Consider the following 15,391-nt stretch of genomic DNA (forward strand, 5'->3'; position numbering starts at 1 on the left):
CTGCTACACTTACTTCGACAGACATACGCAGGAGAGGCGAATGAAAATATTATTGTGGGTTATTTTGATTATATTTCTGATAGGGCTGCTGGTGGTAACCGGCGTATTCAAGATGATTTTCTGATTCCGTTGCCCGGCTCCGCGCCGGGCAAACTCTTCACACTTCGCTCAGGACTTCGACTGGATCACCCGGGCAATATCCGCAGACGTCTGTAGGGTACGGATCTCCTGAAATAATCCCAGCGCGTCGTCGTACTCTTTACGCAAATAACTCAGCCACTGTTTAATGCGCGCGACGTGATACAAGCCGGTATCGCCCTGCTTTTCCAGCCGCGTGTATTTTTGCAGTAGTTTCACCACATCCGCCCACGGCATCCGCGGTTCATTATATTTCACCACCCGGCTGAGGTTCGGCACGTTCAGCGCACCGCGGCCAATCATCACGGCATTACAGCCGGTCTCTTTGAGGCAGGCCTGCGCGCTCTCGTAATCCCAGATTTCGCCGTTGGCAATCACCGGAATCGTAAGCCGTTTGCGGATCTCGCCAATCGCCTGCCAGTTAATGCGCTCGGCTTTATAACCATCCTCTTTGGTTCGCCCGTGCACCACCAGCTCGGTGGCGCCCGCCTGCTGCACCGCGTCAGCAATTTCAAACTGCTTATCGCCGCTGTCCCATCCCAGACGGACTTTGACCGTCACCGGCAGATGCGATGGCACTGCCTCACGCATGGCCTTTGCGCCGCGATAAATCAGCTCCGGATCTTTAAGTAGCGTCGCCCCCCCGCCGCTGCCGTTGACCAGCTTTGACGGACAGCCGCAGTTAAGATCGACGCCGTACGAACCAAGCGCTACCGCGCGGGCGGCGTTTTCAGCCAGCCACTCAGGATACTGGCCGAGCAGCTGGACGCGCACCAGCGTACCGGACGGCGTGCGGCTCTGACGATGCAGTTCCGGACAGAGACGATAAAATGATTTTTCTGGCAGCAACATATCGACCACGCGCAGAAACTCCGTCACGCAGAGATCGTAATCGTTCACCTCGGTAAGCAGCTCGCGCACGAGAGAGTCGAGCACGCCTTCCATCGGGGCCAGTAAAACACGCATTCTGAGTACCTGTGAAAAAAGACGCGCTATAGTAGCTGCTCTCTATGTATGTTGAAAGCCCGGCGTTCCATTCCGGAATGTCTGGTATGCCCAAAATTCATGATGTGATCCGTGGCACATTTTCAGGTTTAATTGTATGATGAATACGTCTCAGCAAGGACTTTCACCATGAGCAAATCACTGAATACTATCTGGCAATACCTTCGCGCCTTCGTCCTCATTTATGCCTGCCTGTACGCCGGCATTTTTATCGCTTCGCTGCTGCCGATTACGATACCTGGCAGCATTATCGGCATGCTGATCCTGTTTGTACTGCTGGCATTACAGGTGCTGCCCGCAAAATGGGTCAACCCAGGGTGCTTCGTTCTCATTCGCTACATGGCCCTGCTTTTTGTGCCTATCGGCGTTGGGGTTATGCAGTATTACGATGTGCTTAAAGCGCAGTTCGGCCCGATTGTGGTCTCCTGCGCCATCAGTACGCTGGTGGTTTTCCTGGTCGTCAGCTGGAGTTCACACATTGTGCATGGCGAACGTAAGGTCGTCGGGGAGAAAACAAAAAAATGATGGCGAATATCTGGTGGTCCCTGCCGTTAACCCTGGTGGTGTTCTTTGCTGCGCGTAAGCTTGCGGTGCGTTTCAAAATGCCGTTGCTCAACCCGCTGCTGGTCGCCATGGTGGTGATTATTCCTTTTCTGCTGCTCACCGGCATTTCTTATGAGCGTTACTTCGCCGGGAGCAAGATCCTTAACGATTTGTTGCAGCCTGCCGTGGTGGCGCTGGCGTTTCCTTTATATGAGCAACTGCTTCAGATCCGCGCGCGCTGGAAATCCATCATAACCATCTGCTTCGTGGGGAGCCTTGTTGCGATGATCACCGGCACCTCGGTGGCCTTAATGATGGGCGCATCGCCGCAGATCGCCGCCTCTATCCTGCCTAAATCCGTCACCACGCCGATTGCCATGGCCGTGGGCGGCAGCATCGGGGGCATTCCGGCCATCAGCGCCGTGTGCGTGATTTTCGTCGGTATCCTGGGCGCGGTGTTTGGTCATACGCTGCTGAATATCATGAAAATTCGTACCAAAGCGGCACGCGGTCTGGCGATGGGTACCGCCTCGCACGCGCTGGGCACCGCACGCTGCGCGGAACTCGATTATCAGGAAGGGGCATTCAGCTCGCTGGCGCTGGTGATCTGCGGGATTATCACTTCCCTGGTCGCGCCGTTTATCTTCCCGATTATTCTGGCAGTAATGGGCTAAAATTTGCGATGCGTCGCGCAAATTTCATTTTCATTTCATAAGTTGCACACATAATGAGATTTGGATCACATATAAAGGCCGTACGGCTCCGTACACTACCGATCCATTAACCTTGATGAGGCAACGTCATGCATCCACGTTTTCAAGCTGCTTTCTCTCAGCTTGCAGAGAATTTGCAATCAGCCCTGGCTCCGGTTCTGGCGGATGCGCATTTCCCCGCCCTGCTGACGGCAGATCAGGTCACGACGCTTAAACAGGCAACGGGGCTGGACGAAGACGCGCTGGCTTTCGCCCTGCTGCCCCTGGCGGCTGCCTGCGCCCGCGCTGACCTTTCCCATTTTAACGTAGGCGCAATTGCGCGCGGTGTGAGCGGGACCTGGTACTTCGGCGGAAACATGGAGTTTCTCGGTGCGACCATGCAGCAAACCGTCCATGCGGAGCAGAGCGCCATCAGTCACGCCTGGCTACGCGGCGAAAAAGCCCTGCGCGCCATCACCGTCAACTATACCCCTTGCGGCCACTGCCGCCAGTTTATGAATGAGCTGAACAGCGGTCTTGAACTGCGTATCAACCTGCCGGGACGCGCACCGCATACGCTGCGTGATTACCTGCCGGATGCTTTCGGCCCGAAAGATCTTGAGATCAAAACCCTGCTGATGGACGAGCAGGACCACGGTTATGCGCTCTCAGGGGATGAGCTGAGCGAAGCGGCCATTGCCGCCGCCAATAAAAGCCACACGCCATACAGCAAATCTCCAAGCGGCGTCGCCCTTCAGTGCCGCGACGGCCGCATCTTCACCGGCAGTTACGCAGAGAACGCCGCGTTTAACCCGACGCTGCCTCCGCTTCAGGGCGCCCTGAACCTGCTTAGCCTGAACGGGTATGACTACCCGGATATTCAGCGCGCAATCCTGGCTGAAAAGGCCGATGCGCCGCTGATCCAGTGGGACGCGACCGCAGCCACGCTGAAAGCGCTGGGCTGTTCAACCATTGACCGCGTGCTGCTGGCATAATCTGTTCGGCGGGCAGAGTTGCCCGCCAGTCTGACGAAAAACCCCTCAGTTGAATCGCTGTTTCTTGCGCTAACCAGGCGGGTACAGTAGCCTGAGGGAAATTTCATCATCGGTACGAGCCATCTGCATGTTAAAGCGCGTGTTTTACAGCCTGTCTGTCCTGGTCGGCATACTGCTGTTGATCGTGCTGGGTCTCGACCGCTGGATGAGCTGGAAAACAGCCCCCTACATTTTTGATGACCTACAGGACCTCCCCTACCGTCAGGTTGGCGTGGTGCTTGGCACCGCCAAGTATTACCGCACCGGCGTCATAAATCAGTATTACCGGTATCGTATTCAGGGCGCGCTGAACGCCTATAACAGCGGCAAGGTGAACTATCTGCTGTTGAGCGGCGATAACGCGCTGCAAAGCTATAACGAGCCGGTGACGATGCGCAAAGATCTGATTGCCGCAGGCGTCGACCCGGCCGATATCGTGCTCGACTACGCCGGATTCCGCACGCTTGATTCCATCGTGCGTACCCGCAAGGTGTTCGACACCAATGATTTCATCATCATTACCCAGCGTTTCCACTGCGAGCGGGCGCTGTTTATCGCCCTGCATATGGGCATTCAGGCGCAGTGTTATGCGGTGCCATCGCCAAAAGATATGCTGAGCGTGCGCGTGCGTGAGTTTGGCGCCCGTTTCGGCGCGCTGGCTGACCTGTACCTGTTCAAACGTGAACCGCGCTTTTTAGGTCCGCTGGTGCCGATCCCAACGATGCACGAAGTGCCGGAGGATGCGCAGGGTTATCCGGCGGTAACGCCAGAGCAGTTGCTGGAAATTCAGAAGAAGTAATCCAGATCTACAGTGCGTGATATAAAACGCATTACTCTCTTTTTAGATACCTAATGAGTGATATAAGTAGCAATACTTGTTTATATCACTGACTATGAGTAATATTTTACACATTGTCGCGTTTTGGAGGTGAGATGGAGACGTTAACCGTACAGGCATATCTGAACGAAACATGGACGGATATCGCTCTCATCAAATATCCTGGAAGTGAAAAAAATGACTGGAATATCACGCAGTTAGACTATCTTACTGAGTATGCGATTAATTTTCTCGACTATGATGATTTTCACGCAGTCTCAGTCAATCACCCTGTATCACTCTTTTTTGATGACCATGGCCAACCGGGCTGGCTGCGATTTATCGACGATATCATTCCCGCCGGAGCAAGCCGCCGTTACTGGATTAATGCGCTCGACATCAGTGAGTTACCCGTTGGCCAGCAAAATTTCTTATTGCTGAAATTTGGCACAATGTCCCCTGTGGGGAATTTGCGCATAAAGGAATCCGTCCCAGAATGGAATAAATTCGCCAGCACTAAAACGTTTACGGTTGCGGACGTCATCGATCGTGCGGCCGATTTTCTGGATTATGCCCAGGAAAGAGGCGCGGCGGCGGGTGGTGCAACCGGTGCTGGCGGTGAAGCGCCTAAACTTTTGCTGCGCTGTAGTGAAACTGATGCCATCTGGATCGATACCTGGCAAAACGAGCCGGATAACCGGGACCGCTATTATTTGGTTAAATATCCACGCGGTAACAGGACAGAAGTGGATTGTAATATTCTGCGAGCTGAATTCCATTATTATCATGAGCTTAACGCGATGGGTTTTTCCACGATCCCAGTGGAAACAATGCGCCTTGAAGAAGGTAGCCATTACCCGTCTCTGTGGTTACCGCGTTTCGACATAGTGAGAAATGAGCAGGACCAACTGGTCAGGCTGGGTATGGAATCGGTGTATTCGCTATTACAAAAGGCACCCGGCACCCTCCTTGATCATGAGACAACGTTGCGCGCGTTAATTAATAAAATCACCTCCAGCCATATGGTCCAGCAGCAGGGTTATCAGTTTGATATTCCGGGATTTGTAACAGAATGGGTGCGTCGCGATCTGCTAAATATTATTTTTGGAAATAGTGACAACCATGGGCGAAATACCGCCTTTGTGAAGGCTGAAAATCAAATTATGCTCTCCCCTGTATATGACTTTGCGCCGATGAAAGCCGATCCTGAAGGGATACCAAGAACCCTGAAGTGGTCATTATCTTGCGAATCAGGGGGGGATTATAATTTCAACACTATCGCACAAACGCTGGCGGAGTGGATCCCTCCCGCAACATTACTTGATGCTCTGCATGAAACAGCCGTTCAGCTTATTGATCTCCCGGAAAGGCTGGCGGCGCGAGGCGTTCCCGAACAGATAATGGAAATGCCCGCGATGGGTTTTCGCTACATCCCGGATAAACTTTCCCGTTGGGGTTTATTATGAAAACACCTAATGAAGCTGAATCAGAGCTTTTACAGACATTAGCTCAAGTACGCAGCGTAAATAAAAAGCGACATCATGACGAGGCGGAAGAGCCGGATAAACCATCGGTAGTGAAGAGGCAACGCGTTACACAAGGCTTAACGCGGATTAGTACTCTCGATCGCCAGGCTGTACTGCATGCAGCCATACGGGACATTTTGCTGGGGAAAATCACACAGGGAGAGGCGCTGAAAAGGCTCAGGGTCGAGGTGTTAGGGCTGAAGCAGGATGAATATGCAAAGCTGGTCAGCGTATCCCGGAAAACATTGTCGGATGTAGAAAATAACAGAGGCAATTATTCCGCTGACGTCATAAATAAAATCTTTAAACCCTTTGGGCTTCAAACCGGACTAGTGCCCGTTTCAAAATCGCTTATCGCTTCACTTTTCTCATAAAAAAACCCGCATCGCTGCGGGTTCTTTCATTCCAGCGCTTATTTCTTACGCGCGTACTTCAGTGAATCCAGGGCAACCGCGAAGATGATGATCGCACCCTTGATAATGTACTGCCAGTACGGGTTCACACCGATGTAGGTCAGGCCGTAGTTGATAACGGTGAAGATGATCACACCGGTCACCACGCCCAGCACGGTACCCACGCCGCCGCTGAAGGAGACGCCGCCAACCACGCAGGCCGCAATCGCATCCAGTTCGTACATAAAGCCGAGGTTGTTGGTTGCAGAGCCGATACGGCCTGCTTCCAGCATCCCGCCGAAGGCGTAGAAGACCCCGGACAGGGCATAAATCATCAGCAGGTTCAGAGCCACGTTGACCCCGGAGACCTTCGCCGCTTCCGGGTTACCGCCGATAGCAAAGATGTTTTTACCGAAGCGGGTTTTGTTCCACAGGATCCAGACGAATGCCACCGCAATCAGCGCATAGAAGGTGATATAGGAGAGACGGAAGCTGCCGAGCGCAACAAACCCCTGCGTGAAGGTCGAGAAGCCGCTGTCGAAGCCAGAGATTGGAGACGCGCCGACGAAATCGTAGTACAGGGAGTTGATACCATAAACGATGATCATCGTGCCAAGCGTAGTGATGAATGGCGTCACGTTCAGGTAAGCAATGATGATGCCGTTAATCAGGCCAATTACCGCGCCGATGGCACACACGATCAGGATCACCACGAAAATCGGCATGGTCGCCATCTCCGGGAATACCTTGTTGGCGTTTTCCATCGACTGCAACAGGGTCGCCGCAATGACCGCCGCCAGACCCACCTGGCGCCCTGCCGAAAGGTCAGTCCCCTGGGTAACGATAAGTCCCGCCACGCCAAGCGCGATAATAATACGTACGGAAGACTGGGTCAGAATGTTACTCAAGTTCAGCAGACTTAAGAACGTAGGGTCCTGGAAAATAATAATCGCCAGCAAGACTAAAAGAACAACGTAAATACCGCCTTCTTTCAGATAAGTGAGAAAACTTTTTTTATTTAACGCACTCATGAGGAGCCCCTGATCTTAAAGGTGCAAAGACGCAAGACGCAAAATTTCGTTTTGCGTTGTCGTTTTGGTTTCAACAATACCGGCAACGAGACCATTGCTCATAACCAGAATACGGTCTGTGATCCCTAACAATTCCGGCATTTCGGAAGAAATAATAATGATCCCTTTATCTTTTTTCGCCAGCTCTGCGATAAGCTGATAAATCTCGAATTTTGCACCCACGTCGATACCGCGCGTAGGTTCATCCAGCATCAGAATTTCAGGCTGGGTTAATAGCCAGCGACCAATAATGACTTTCTGCTGGTTTCCTCCCGAAAGTGAGCCAATTTGCGTGCGGTGGCCCGGCGTTTTCACGCGCATGGAGTCAATCACCCACTGGGTATCGCTCTTCATGCGGGAATTATCCAGCAGCCCGACCTTGTTTTTGTAATTGCGAATATTAGAAATTAACGAGTTAAAGTTAATATCCAGATAAGCGTAAATACCGGTGGAACGACGCTCTTCCGTCACCAGCGCAAAGCCATTATTAATGGCTTCGTTGGCGTTGTGGTTGTTGATCTTCTTACCGTGCAGCGTAATGGTGCCTTCGGCTTTCTCACGGATACCAAACAGGGTTTCCACGATATCGGTGCGCTTAGCGCCCACCAGCCCTGCGATGCCAAGGATCTCCCCCTTGTGCAGATCGAAAGAGACATCGCGGATAGACGGCTGACGCAGCGAGGTCAGGTTACGCACCTCCAGAATCACTTCGCCTGGCTTGTTTTCTTTATCCGGGAAGCGCTGGTTCAGAGAACGGCCAACCATCATGGCGATGATCTTGTCCATGTCCAGCCCTTCCAGCGGCTGGGTGGCAATCCACTGACCGTCGCGCAGGATGGTGATTTCATCGCACAGCTGGAAGATCTCTTCCATTTTATGTGAGATATAGACAATGCCACAGCCGCGATCTTTCAGCTTACGAATAATGGTAAAAAGGTGGTTAACCTCTTTTTCCGTTAATGACGATGTCGGTTCATCCATGATCACAATTTTCGCATCATAGGAGAACGCTTTGGCAATTTCGATCATCTGCATCTGGGAAACGGATAATGTCCCGACGCGGGCGCGCGGGTCGATATCAATATCCAGCTCATCAAAAATGGCTTTGGTGTCGCGATACATTTTATCCTGATCGACAAAGACACCTTTGGTTGGATAACGACCCAACCACATATTATCCATAACTGAACGTTGCAGGACCAGGTTTAATTCCTGGTGTACCATCGAGATACCGTTCTCCAGCGCTTCTTTCGCTGAATGGAAGTCGATCTCTTTTCCCTGAAAAAGAATGCTGCCAGAATCTTTTTGATAGATCCCAAAAAGGCATTTTAATAATGTTGATTTACCCGCACCGTTTTCACCCATTAATGCATGAATAGAGTGAGGACGAACTTTTAAATTAACATTATCGAGCGCCTTAACACCGGGGAATGACTTATTGACACCGGTCATTTCCAACAAGTATTCACCGGACGACTGAGTAGTTGTGCTGACCATAATTATACCTTGTTGGCCTCGCATATCGCGTTATAAAAGGGCGCAACGAATTGCGCCCAGTGAAGACAATGCAGATAACTTATTTACCGATAAACTCAGCCAGGTTGGACTGGTCTACGCCCACGTAGGGAACGCGAACGATTTTGTTGTCAATTTTCCAGTTAGTCCCGTCAGCGGCACCTTTACCATCGGCCAGGTTTTTCGCCAGATCGAAGGTGGCTTTCGCCTGGTTGTTAGCATCGTTCAGCACGGTACCGGCCATAGCGCCAGATTTCACCAGCGCCAGCGCTTCTGGCAGGGCATCCACACCGAATACAGGAATGGCGGATTTGTTGTGTGCTTTCAGCGCTTCTACCGCACCCATTGCCATCGCATCGTTGTTGGCAATGACCACTTCAATTTTGTTGGCGTTAGGGCCGGACAGCCACGCGTCCATCTTATCTTTCGCCTGAGCGGTGTCCCACATTGCGGTGTCTAACGCCAGCTGCTGGGTTTTAAGGCCCTTGTCGTTCAGCTCTTTAATAACGTAGGTGGTACGTGCTTCAGCATCCGGATGGCCCGGTTCGCCTTTCAGCAGAACGAACTGAATCTGACCATCTTTGTTCAGATCCCAGTTTGGGTTCGCCGCCCAGTGTTTCGCAATCAGATCGCCCTGGATAATCCCGGACTCTTTGGAGTCGGTACCCACGTAATACGCTTTGTCGTAGCTGTCCAGCGCTTTACGGGAAGGTTCTTTGTTGAAGAAGACAATTGGCACGTTCTGGCCGCGCGCTTTCTCGATCACCGTGCCTGCCGCAGCCGGGTCAACCAGGTTAATAGCCAGCGCTTTCACGCCTTTTGCCAGAAGAACGTCAATCTGATCGTTCTGTTTGGACTGGTCATTCTGGGAGTCATTCATCAGCAGCTGCACGTCTGGCACTGATTTAGCATCTTTTTCAATTGCTTTACGCACAACGGACATGAAGTTATCGTCGTATTTATAGATAGTCACGCCAATACGGGTATCCGCTGCGTGTGCTGCTGCGCCAAAAAGCATGCTTGCCATGACAGCAGACAGAGTCAACACCTTCTTATTCATGGTATCTCCGGTTTTTTTTATGCAGGGTAGTTCTTGTGAAAAACGGTCGGCGGGCAGATGTTAATAAAACGTTACTGATCGCCGAAGTTCACTTTTAAAATGTCCAGCTTCCATGTTCGGTAACGCTCCAGAAATGCGTTTTATTCGTTGTTTGAGGCATTTTGATAACGGTAAAAGTGAATAATCACCGTTACATTGTGTTTCAGCCCCTAAAACGCTGACATCATAGACAGCGGCTTGTTAAGATACTGTGAATTTACTCACAGATTGAAAACGGTTACATCACGTGATGTTATCAGTTAGTGATCGGAGCCACAGTTTGCCGGATAGCGACCGAATGGCGGCGTACTAAAGTCGGCATAAAACAATGCGTTGCGTCAGGATCTAACAGCCCAGCCGCCCCCTGTAACGCCAGCTCTGTCGCCAGTTTCGCCATCGACGCAATGGGATAACGTACCGTTGTCAGCTGCGGATCGGTGTAACGGGCAATGGGGATATCATCAAAACCGATCAGCGATAAATGCTGCGGTACCGCAATGCCATTATCTTTCAGCGCGGTAAGCGCACCTGCCGCCATGCTGTCGTTATAGGCAAACACGGCCGTCAGCTGAAGATTACGCCCCAGCAGTTCAACCATTGCCGCTTCACCGCCCTGCATGTCCGGCGAACCGGTACCTACCCAGCTCTCCAGCGGCGCAATGCCCTGCTCTTTCAGGGCGTTTTGCCAGCCCTCGCGGCGCATCATGTCGTCTTCAATACCGTGGCTGGAAGCCAGATAACCTATGCGCTGATGGCCGTTGCTGATGAGCATCCGCGTCGCCATCATCGCGCCGCTGATGTTATCCAGACTGACGCAGCGATGCGCGTAGCCGGGGACGATACGATTGATCAGCACCATGCCGGGGATCTGCTCCATAAACCCGGCCAGCTCTTCATCGCTCAGGGCTTTAGAGTGCACAATCAGGGCGTTACAGCGCTGGCGGATCAGTACCTCAATGGCATAACGCTCTTTTTCAGCCTCGTGATAGCTGTTGCCAATCAGCACATATTTCTGGTGCTGCTGGGCAACCACATCCACCGCTTTGACCAGCGCGCCGAAGAAAGCGTCCGACACGTCCATCACCACTACGCCAATGGTATCGCTGACCTGCGTCGCCAGCGCCTGGGCATTGGCGTTTGGCCGGTACCCCAGCTGGGTCACGGCTTTCATTACGGTTTCACGCGTTTCAGGGCTGACCAGCGCACTGTTGTTCAGCACACGGGAGACAGTAGCAACAGAAACACCCGCCTGGCGGGCGACGTCACGAATGGTGATCATATTCACCACCCTTTAAAGGATTGCAGCAACTCACAGACACCCCCTGTGTTTAGCAAGGTGGCTATTCTGGCAGCGAGAGAGAGGAGACTACGTGAAGAAGCTCACACAGATGAAAACGCTTACATCCGTTTTGTTAATGATTGTGATCCAGATCGTTATCTGGATGTATTACGCAATGACACGTCCGAAGCACGAGCGGTTAACTGTCGCCATGCCCATTCCAGCGGGCCCTGACGGAAAAAACGCAGCCAGACAACTGAAAACACCACGTTAACAATCCAGACCGGAATAACAAACGCCAGTAGCGTCAGGCGATCGAATTTCATAAACAGGCCGAATCGGTAGAAAAGCGTGGTGCATATCAGCGTTTGCAGGATGTAATTGCTTAACGCAATCCGCCCAACGCAGGCCACCGCACTGACGATCCACAGGCGAGAAAGCTGGGGCCAGAAGCCATAGATCAGCGCCGCATAGCCAATGGTCTGGAACGGCGCGCTCAGTTCGCGCGGCACCTGCAACAGGAACGCACACCAACGGTAATCCCATTGTAGATGCCACTGCATCATCACCGCCGGGAGGTTGATGATCACGCCGAGCAGCACCAGCCCTGCACCCGTACGACGATAGTGTCGCAGGCTAAATTCCCCTTTCAGCCAGCCGGTGCGCATCAGGGCTGCACCCATCAGCATCATCCCCGCCAGCTGCCAGCCGTATTGCGCGCCCAGCGCCAGCAGGTTATCGCCGAGCATATCGGCCCGGTTGCCGATCGCTTCCATGCCGCCTTTCAGCTTCCAGAACTGCTCATATTGCAGGTTGGCCGCATCCGGGATCCATGAACGACTGGTGGAATCATCGGCAATCATGCCAAGCAGCAATAACACGGCCAGTCCCATGACATAGAGCATCACGCCGGTGTTAAACAGGCTTTTCACACCGGGTGCGTCGCGGATCAGCCGCCAGCAAATCAGGCCCACCAGACCATACGCGAGCAGAATATCGCCGTCCCAGAAAAGCAGCCCGTGAATAAAACCGAGGATAACCAGCAGCGTTAAACGCGACTGGATCCAGCGCGTACCGCGTTTGAGGAGAAGCTGAAGTCCCGCGCCAAACAGAAGCGCAAAGAGGGTCAGGAATTTCACCTGTGCAAAGAGATCGAGGATTGCCCACGTCCAGGCGTCGCTACGCGTGATGTCGCCATACCACGCAGGATTCAGATAGGCGGCCTTCGGCAGACCGAAGGCGCTGATATTCAGCAGCAGGATACCGAGAATGGCGACGCCGCGAACAAAATCGAGCGTGACGTTTCGCTCCATGGTCCCTGCCCTGTCTGATTAGTTGTGGTGACGCACGGCGCGCAGGAACTCCTGGCGGGTGTTCTGGCTCGATTTGAACAGGCCGCCCAGCGAAGTGGTGGTGGTTGCGCTGGTAGCATCACGCACGCCGCGCGCTTTCACGCAGTAGTGCACCGCGTCGATAGACACCGCCACATTGTTAGTCCCCAACAGGGTTTGCAGTGCGGTCAGGATCTGCTGCGTCAGACGTTCCTGCACCTGCGGACGCTGGGCAAAGAACTGCACGATGCGGTTGATCTTGGACAGGCCAATGACCGTATCTTTTGGAATATAGGCCACCGTCGCTTTACCATCGATGGTCACAAAGTGATGCTCGCAGGTGCTGGTCAGCGTGATATCGCGTACCGTCACCATCTCATCGACCTTCATCTTATTTTCAATGACGGTGATTTTCGGGAAGTTCGCGTAATCCAGGCCGGAGAAAATTTCGTCGACGTACATCTTCGCGATGCGGTGCGGCGTCTCCATCAGGCTGTCGTCGCTCAGATCGAGATTCAGCAGTTGCATGATCTCCGTCATATGGCCGGCGATCAGACGCTTGCGGGTAACATTGTCCAGCTCCTGCACGGGCGGGCGCAGTGGCGTTTCAAGACCGCGCGCAACCAGCGCTTCATGGACAAGGGCTGCTTCTTTACTGAGTGATGACATTCTTTTCTCCTGCAGGTGTGGCGTCTTTTGCCCTCGTTGTGGCAAAAGTGTGCGCTCATTGTGCGTGAGGCGACGCACATAATCCAGTATTCACGACGATAATTATTGCAATTGCTGTTGCCTTTCAGCCTGACGGTTCCAGACTAACGCTCCGCCAACGAACAGCGCGATCCCCGCCAGCCCCAGCGCAGGTTCCAGACGGTGCGTGAGCCAGGTCGACAGAGCCGACGTGACCGGACCCACCAGCTGACCAATGGCATACCCGGTGGTTAGCAGTCCCGCCATGTAACGCGTGTGGTCTGGCGCCAGCTCGCGACCGTACAGAAGAGAGAGCTGCACGGCGCAGAGGAACCCGCCGCCCACCAGCAGCCCACCCGTCAGCAAGCCGCCTATGCCCGGCAGCAACCAGGCCGCCAGCACGCCAATCCCCTGTAACCAAAGAACAATCGCCAGCCTGCGGTTAGCGCTTGATGTATGCCGCAGGGCAATGCTCAGCGCAATCCCCACCACCGAGGCGGCGCCAAATATTGGCCAGACAAACTGGGCAAACAGGCTGCCGGGAAAACGCACCGCCGCCATTTGCGATAAAAAGGTCGCCGGGAGGATATAGCCGAACCCTGCCAGGCTGTAGCTCCAGACCAGACGCCGGAGATCCGCAGTCAGCAGCAACGGCTCAGGCGCGGTACCAGGGCGATGAAGCTGACCTGCGCGCGGCAGGTAGCGCGCCACCAGTACGATCAGCACCAGCGCCAGTACGCCGTAGATTTGCCATGCCGCCCCGGCGGACAAGGATTTCGCCTGAATATAGACCGCCAGCAGGCCGCTCAGGGCGATGCCGGCCCCGGGTCCGGCAAAGACGGCCGCACTGAGTCCCGGTTTGCCCAGCTGCCCCAGCCGCTCGTTGGTCCAGGCGGCAATCAGCACCATCGACCAGCCGCTCATGCATCCGATCACAAAGCGCAGCAGACCGTGAACGACGGCATTCTCTGCCGCCGCGGAGAGCAGCGTCAGCGCCACCGCACCGGTGATGCCAAGCCAGAGGCGCGTTTCAACGAAGCGATGGGCACGCATGGCATCCCATGCCCCCACCAGATAGCCCAGATAGTTCATTGCCGCCACCAGCCCCGCGCTGGTAAGCGTGAGTTGCCCGGCGGCTATCATCAGCGGCACCTGAGGCGTGAAGGCGAAGCGTCCTATCCCCATCGCCACGACCAGAACCACAAATCCGCTGAGCGCGATACGCAGCGACATGATCGCTCCAATTGTTAAAGAAAAGTAAATTTATGATGCAACATCTCGCCGTCCTGCGAAAGTGAAAGTTGCTCACAGGTCAATGAAAACTCTGTATTATGCGTTTTATGAATAGTCTTTCGTATAAGGAGCCCTGCATGGAACTGCTCGAAGAGCATCGTTGTTTTGAAGGTCGACAGCAGCGCTGGCGGCACGACTCCACCACGCTGAATTGTGCTATGACGTTCAGCATTTTCCTGCCCCCTGCGGACAATCCATCGGTGCTGTACTGGCTTTCAGGCCTGACCTGCAACGACGAAAACTTCACCACCAAAGCGGGCGCCCAGCGTATTGCCGCCGAACTGGGCATTGCGCTGGTGATGCCAGATACCAGCCCGCGTGGCGAGGACGTGGCCGACGATGCCGGATACGATTTGGGTAAAGGCGCTGGCTTCTATCTCAACGCCACGGAACAACCGTGGGCGAGCCATTACCGCATGTATGACTACATTCGCGATGAACTGCCTGCCCTGGTGCACTCTCAGTTCGCGGTCAGCGAGCGCTGCGCGATAAGCGGACATTCGATGGGTGGCCACGGGGCGCTGATAATGGCGCTGAAAAATCCGGGGAAATACACCAGCGTGTCCGCATTTGCGCCGATTGTGAACCCAACGCAGGTGCCTTGGGGGCAAAAAGCCTTTAGGCACTATCTGGGTGAAGATGTAAAGAAATGGCAGGAATGGGATAGCTGCGCGCTGATGCTGGCGAGCCAGTCAGAAGACGCTATCCCGATGCTGGTGGATCAGGGTGATGCCGATCAGTTCCTCGCCGGGCAGTTACAGCCTGCGGTGCTGGCGGAAGCCGCGCGCCAGAAGGACTGGCCGCTAACGCTGCGCATTCAACCGGGATACGACCACAGCTATTACTTCATGGCGTCCTTTATTGAGGATCATCTCCGCTTCCATGCGGAACATCTGTTCAGGTAAGTTCCACCTTTTGCCCGGTAGCGCCTCCTGCCTGCCGGGTCTTTCCCCTCCCCCTCTTTACATAC

Annotated in this window: 16 protein-coding genes; 8 read left to right on the plus strand and 8 right to left on the minus strand. The window is 53.8% G+C overall.

All coding sequences use genetic code 11. From position 1 onward, the window contains the following. The first annotated feature begins 40 nt into the window (after window positions 1-40). Window positions 41-124 (plus strand): small membrane protein YohP, encoded by an 84-nt coding sequence (gene yohP / locus BFV63_RS23635; protein ID WP_015572324.1) that lies wholly within the window; start codon window positions 41-43, stop codon window positions 122-124. 44 nt (window positions 125-168) lie between these two features. Here the strand turns inward: yohP and dusC are convergent, their stop codons facing one another. Beyond that, on the minus strand, window positions 169-1,104 hold the full coding sequence (gene dusC, locus BFV63_RS14690; protein ID WP_003859306.1) for a tRNA dihydrouridine(16) synthase DusC: 936 nt from the start codon (window positions 1,102-1,104) through the stop codon (window positions 169-171). A 168-nt stretch (window positions 1,105-1,272) separates the two neighbouring features. Between dusC and BFV63_RS14695 the strand changes: the two genes are divergently transcribed. The 6 genes from BFV63_RS14695 (at window position 1,273) to BFV63_RS14720 (ending at window position 6,129) form a co-directional block, all read left to right on the plus strand. Then, window positions 1,273-1,668, plus strand: coding sequence for a CidA/LrgA family protein (locus tag BFV63_RS14695; protein ID WP_003859308.1), 396 nt, complete (start codon window positions 1,273-1,275; stop codon window positions 1,666-1,668). After that, a complete protein-coding gene (locus tag BFV63_RS14700) occupies window positions 1,665-2,360 on the plus strand; it encodes a CidB/LrgB family autolysis modulator (RefSeq protein ID WP_048240462.1) in 696 nt (231 codons plus the stop codon). The genes BFV63_RS14695 and BFV63_RS14700 overlap by 4 nt, the downstream gene beginning before the upstream one ends. 128 nt (window positions 2,361-2,488) lie before the next feature. Continuing rightward, entirely contained in the window at window positions 2,489-3,373 is an 885-nt protein-coding gene (gene cdd, locus BFV63_RS14705) for a cytidine deaminase (protein ID WP_003859312.1), read from the plus strand. Window positions 3,374-3,500: 127 nt separating this feature from the next. Beyond that, the gene (sanA, locus tag BFV63_RS14710; protein ID WP_003859314.1) at window positions 3,501-4,211 is read left to right on the plus strand and encodes an outer membrane permeability protein SanA; all 711 of its coding nucleotides are present in this window, start codon (window positions 3,501-3,503) and stop codon (window positions 4,209-4,211) included. A gap of 134 nt (window positions 4,212-4,345) precedes the next feature. Next, window positions 4,346-5,695: a type II toxin-antitoxin system HipA family toxin gene (locus BFV63_RS14715; protein ID WP_045331150.1), complete on the plus strand. Its 1,350-nt coding sequence runs from the start codon at window positions 4,346-4,348 to the stop codon at window positions 5,693-5,695. Continuing rightward, entirely contained in the window at window positions 5,692-6,129 is a 438-nt protein-coding gene (locus BFV63_RS14720; RefSeq protein ID WP_003859317.1) for a helix-turn-helix transcriptional regulator, read from the plus strand. Before BFV63_RS14715 ends, BFV63_RS14720 begins: the two co-directional genes overlap by 4 nt. Window positions 6,130-6,167: 38 nt before the next feature. Here the strand turns inward: BFV63_RS14720 and mglC are convergent, their stop codons facing one another. From mglC to BFV63_RS14755, 7 genes are all read right to left on the minus strand, one after another. After that, window positions 6,168-7,178 (minus strand): galactose/methyl galactoside ABC transporter permease MglC, encoded by a 1,011-nt coding sequence (gene mglC / locus BFV63_RS14725; protein WP_003859318.1) that lies wholly within the window; start codon window positions 7,176-7,178, stop codon window positions 6,168-6,170. A 15-nt stretch (window positions 7,179-7,193) separates the two neighbouring features. Next, window positions 7,194-8,714, minus strand: coding sequence for a galactose/methyl galactoside ABC transporter ATP-binding protein MglA (gene mglA / locus BFV63_RS14730; protein WP_003859320.1), 1,521 nt, complete (start codon window positions 8,712-8,714; stop codon window positions 7,194-7,196). Window positions 8,715-8,793: 79 nt separating this feature from the next. Next, a complete protein-coding gene (gene mglB / locus BFV63_RS14735; RefSeq protein WP_045337654.1) occupies window positions 8,794-9,792 on the minus strand; it encodes a galactose/glucose ABC transporter substrate-binding protein MglB in 999 nt (332 codons plus the stop codon). A 295-nt stretch (window positions 9,793-10,087) separates the two neighbouring features. Beyond that, the gene (gene galS / locus BFV63_RS14740; protein WP_045337656.1) at window positions 10,088-11,110 is read right to left on the minus strand and encodes an HTH-type transcriptional regulator GalS; all 1,023 of its coding nucleotides are present in this window, start codon (window positions 11,108-11,110) and stop codon (window positions 10,088-10,090) included. Window positions 11,111-11,265: 155 nt separating this feature from the next. Further along, window positions 11,266-12,423, minus strand: coding sequence for a DUF418 domain-containing protein YeiB (gene yeiB, locus BFV63_RS14745; RefSeq protein WP_045337657.1), 1,158 nt, complete (start codon window positions 12,421-12,423; stop codon window positions 11,266-11,268). An 18-nt stretch (window positions 12,424-12,441) separates the two neighbouring features. Further along, window positions 12,442-13,110 (minus strand): GTP cyclohydrolase I FolE, encoded by a 669-nt coding sequence (gene folE / locus BFV63_RS14750; protein ID WP_003859328.1) that lies wholly within the window; start codon window positions 13,108-13,110, stop codon window positions 12,442-12,444. 102 nt (window positions 13,111-13,212) lie between these two features. Further along, complete coding sequence (locus BFV63_RS14755) at window positions 13,213-14,361, minus strand: YbfB/YjiJ family MFS transporter (protein WP_048240461.1); 1,149 nt, start codon at window positions 14,359-14,361, stop codon at window positions 13,213-13,215. A gap of 137 nt (window positions 14,362-14,498) precedes the next feature. Between BFV63_RS14755 and fghA the strand changes: the two genes are divergently transcribed. Next, on the plus strand, window positions 14,499-15,326 hold the full coding sequence (gene fghA, locus BFV63_RS14760) for an S-formylglutathione hydrolase (protein ID WP_048240460.1): 828 nt from the start codon (window positions 14,499-14,501) through the stop codon (window positions 15,324-15,326). Window positions 15,327-15,391: the final 65 nt, after the last annotated feature.

Source organism: Enterobacter hormaechei subsp. xiangfangensis, assembly GCF_001729785.1.
Classification (GTDB): Bacteria; Pseudomonadota; Gammaproteobacteria; order Enterobacterales; family Enterobacteriaceae; genus Enterobacter; species Enterobacter hormaechei_C.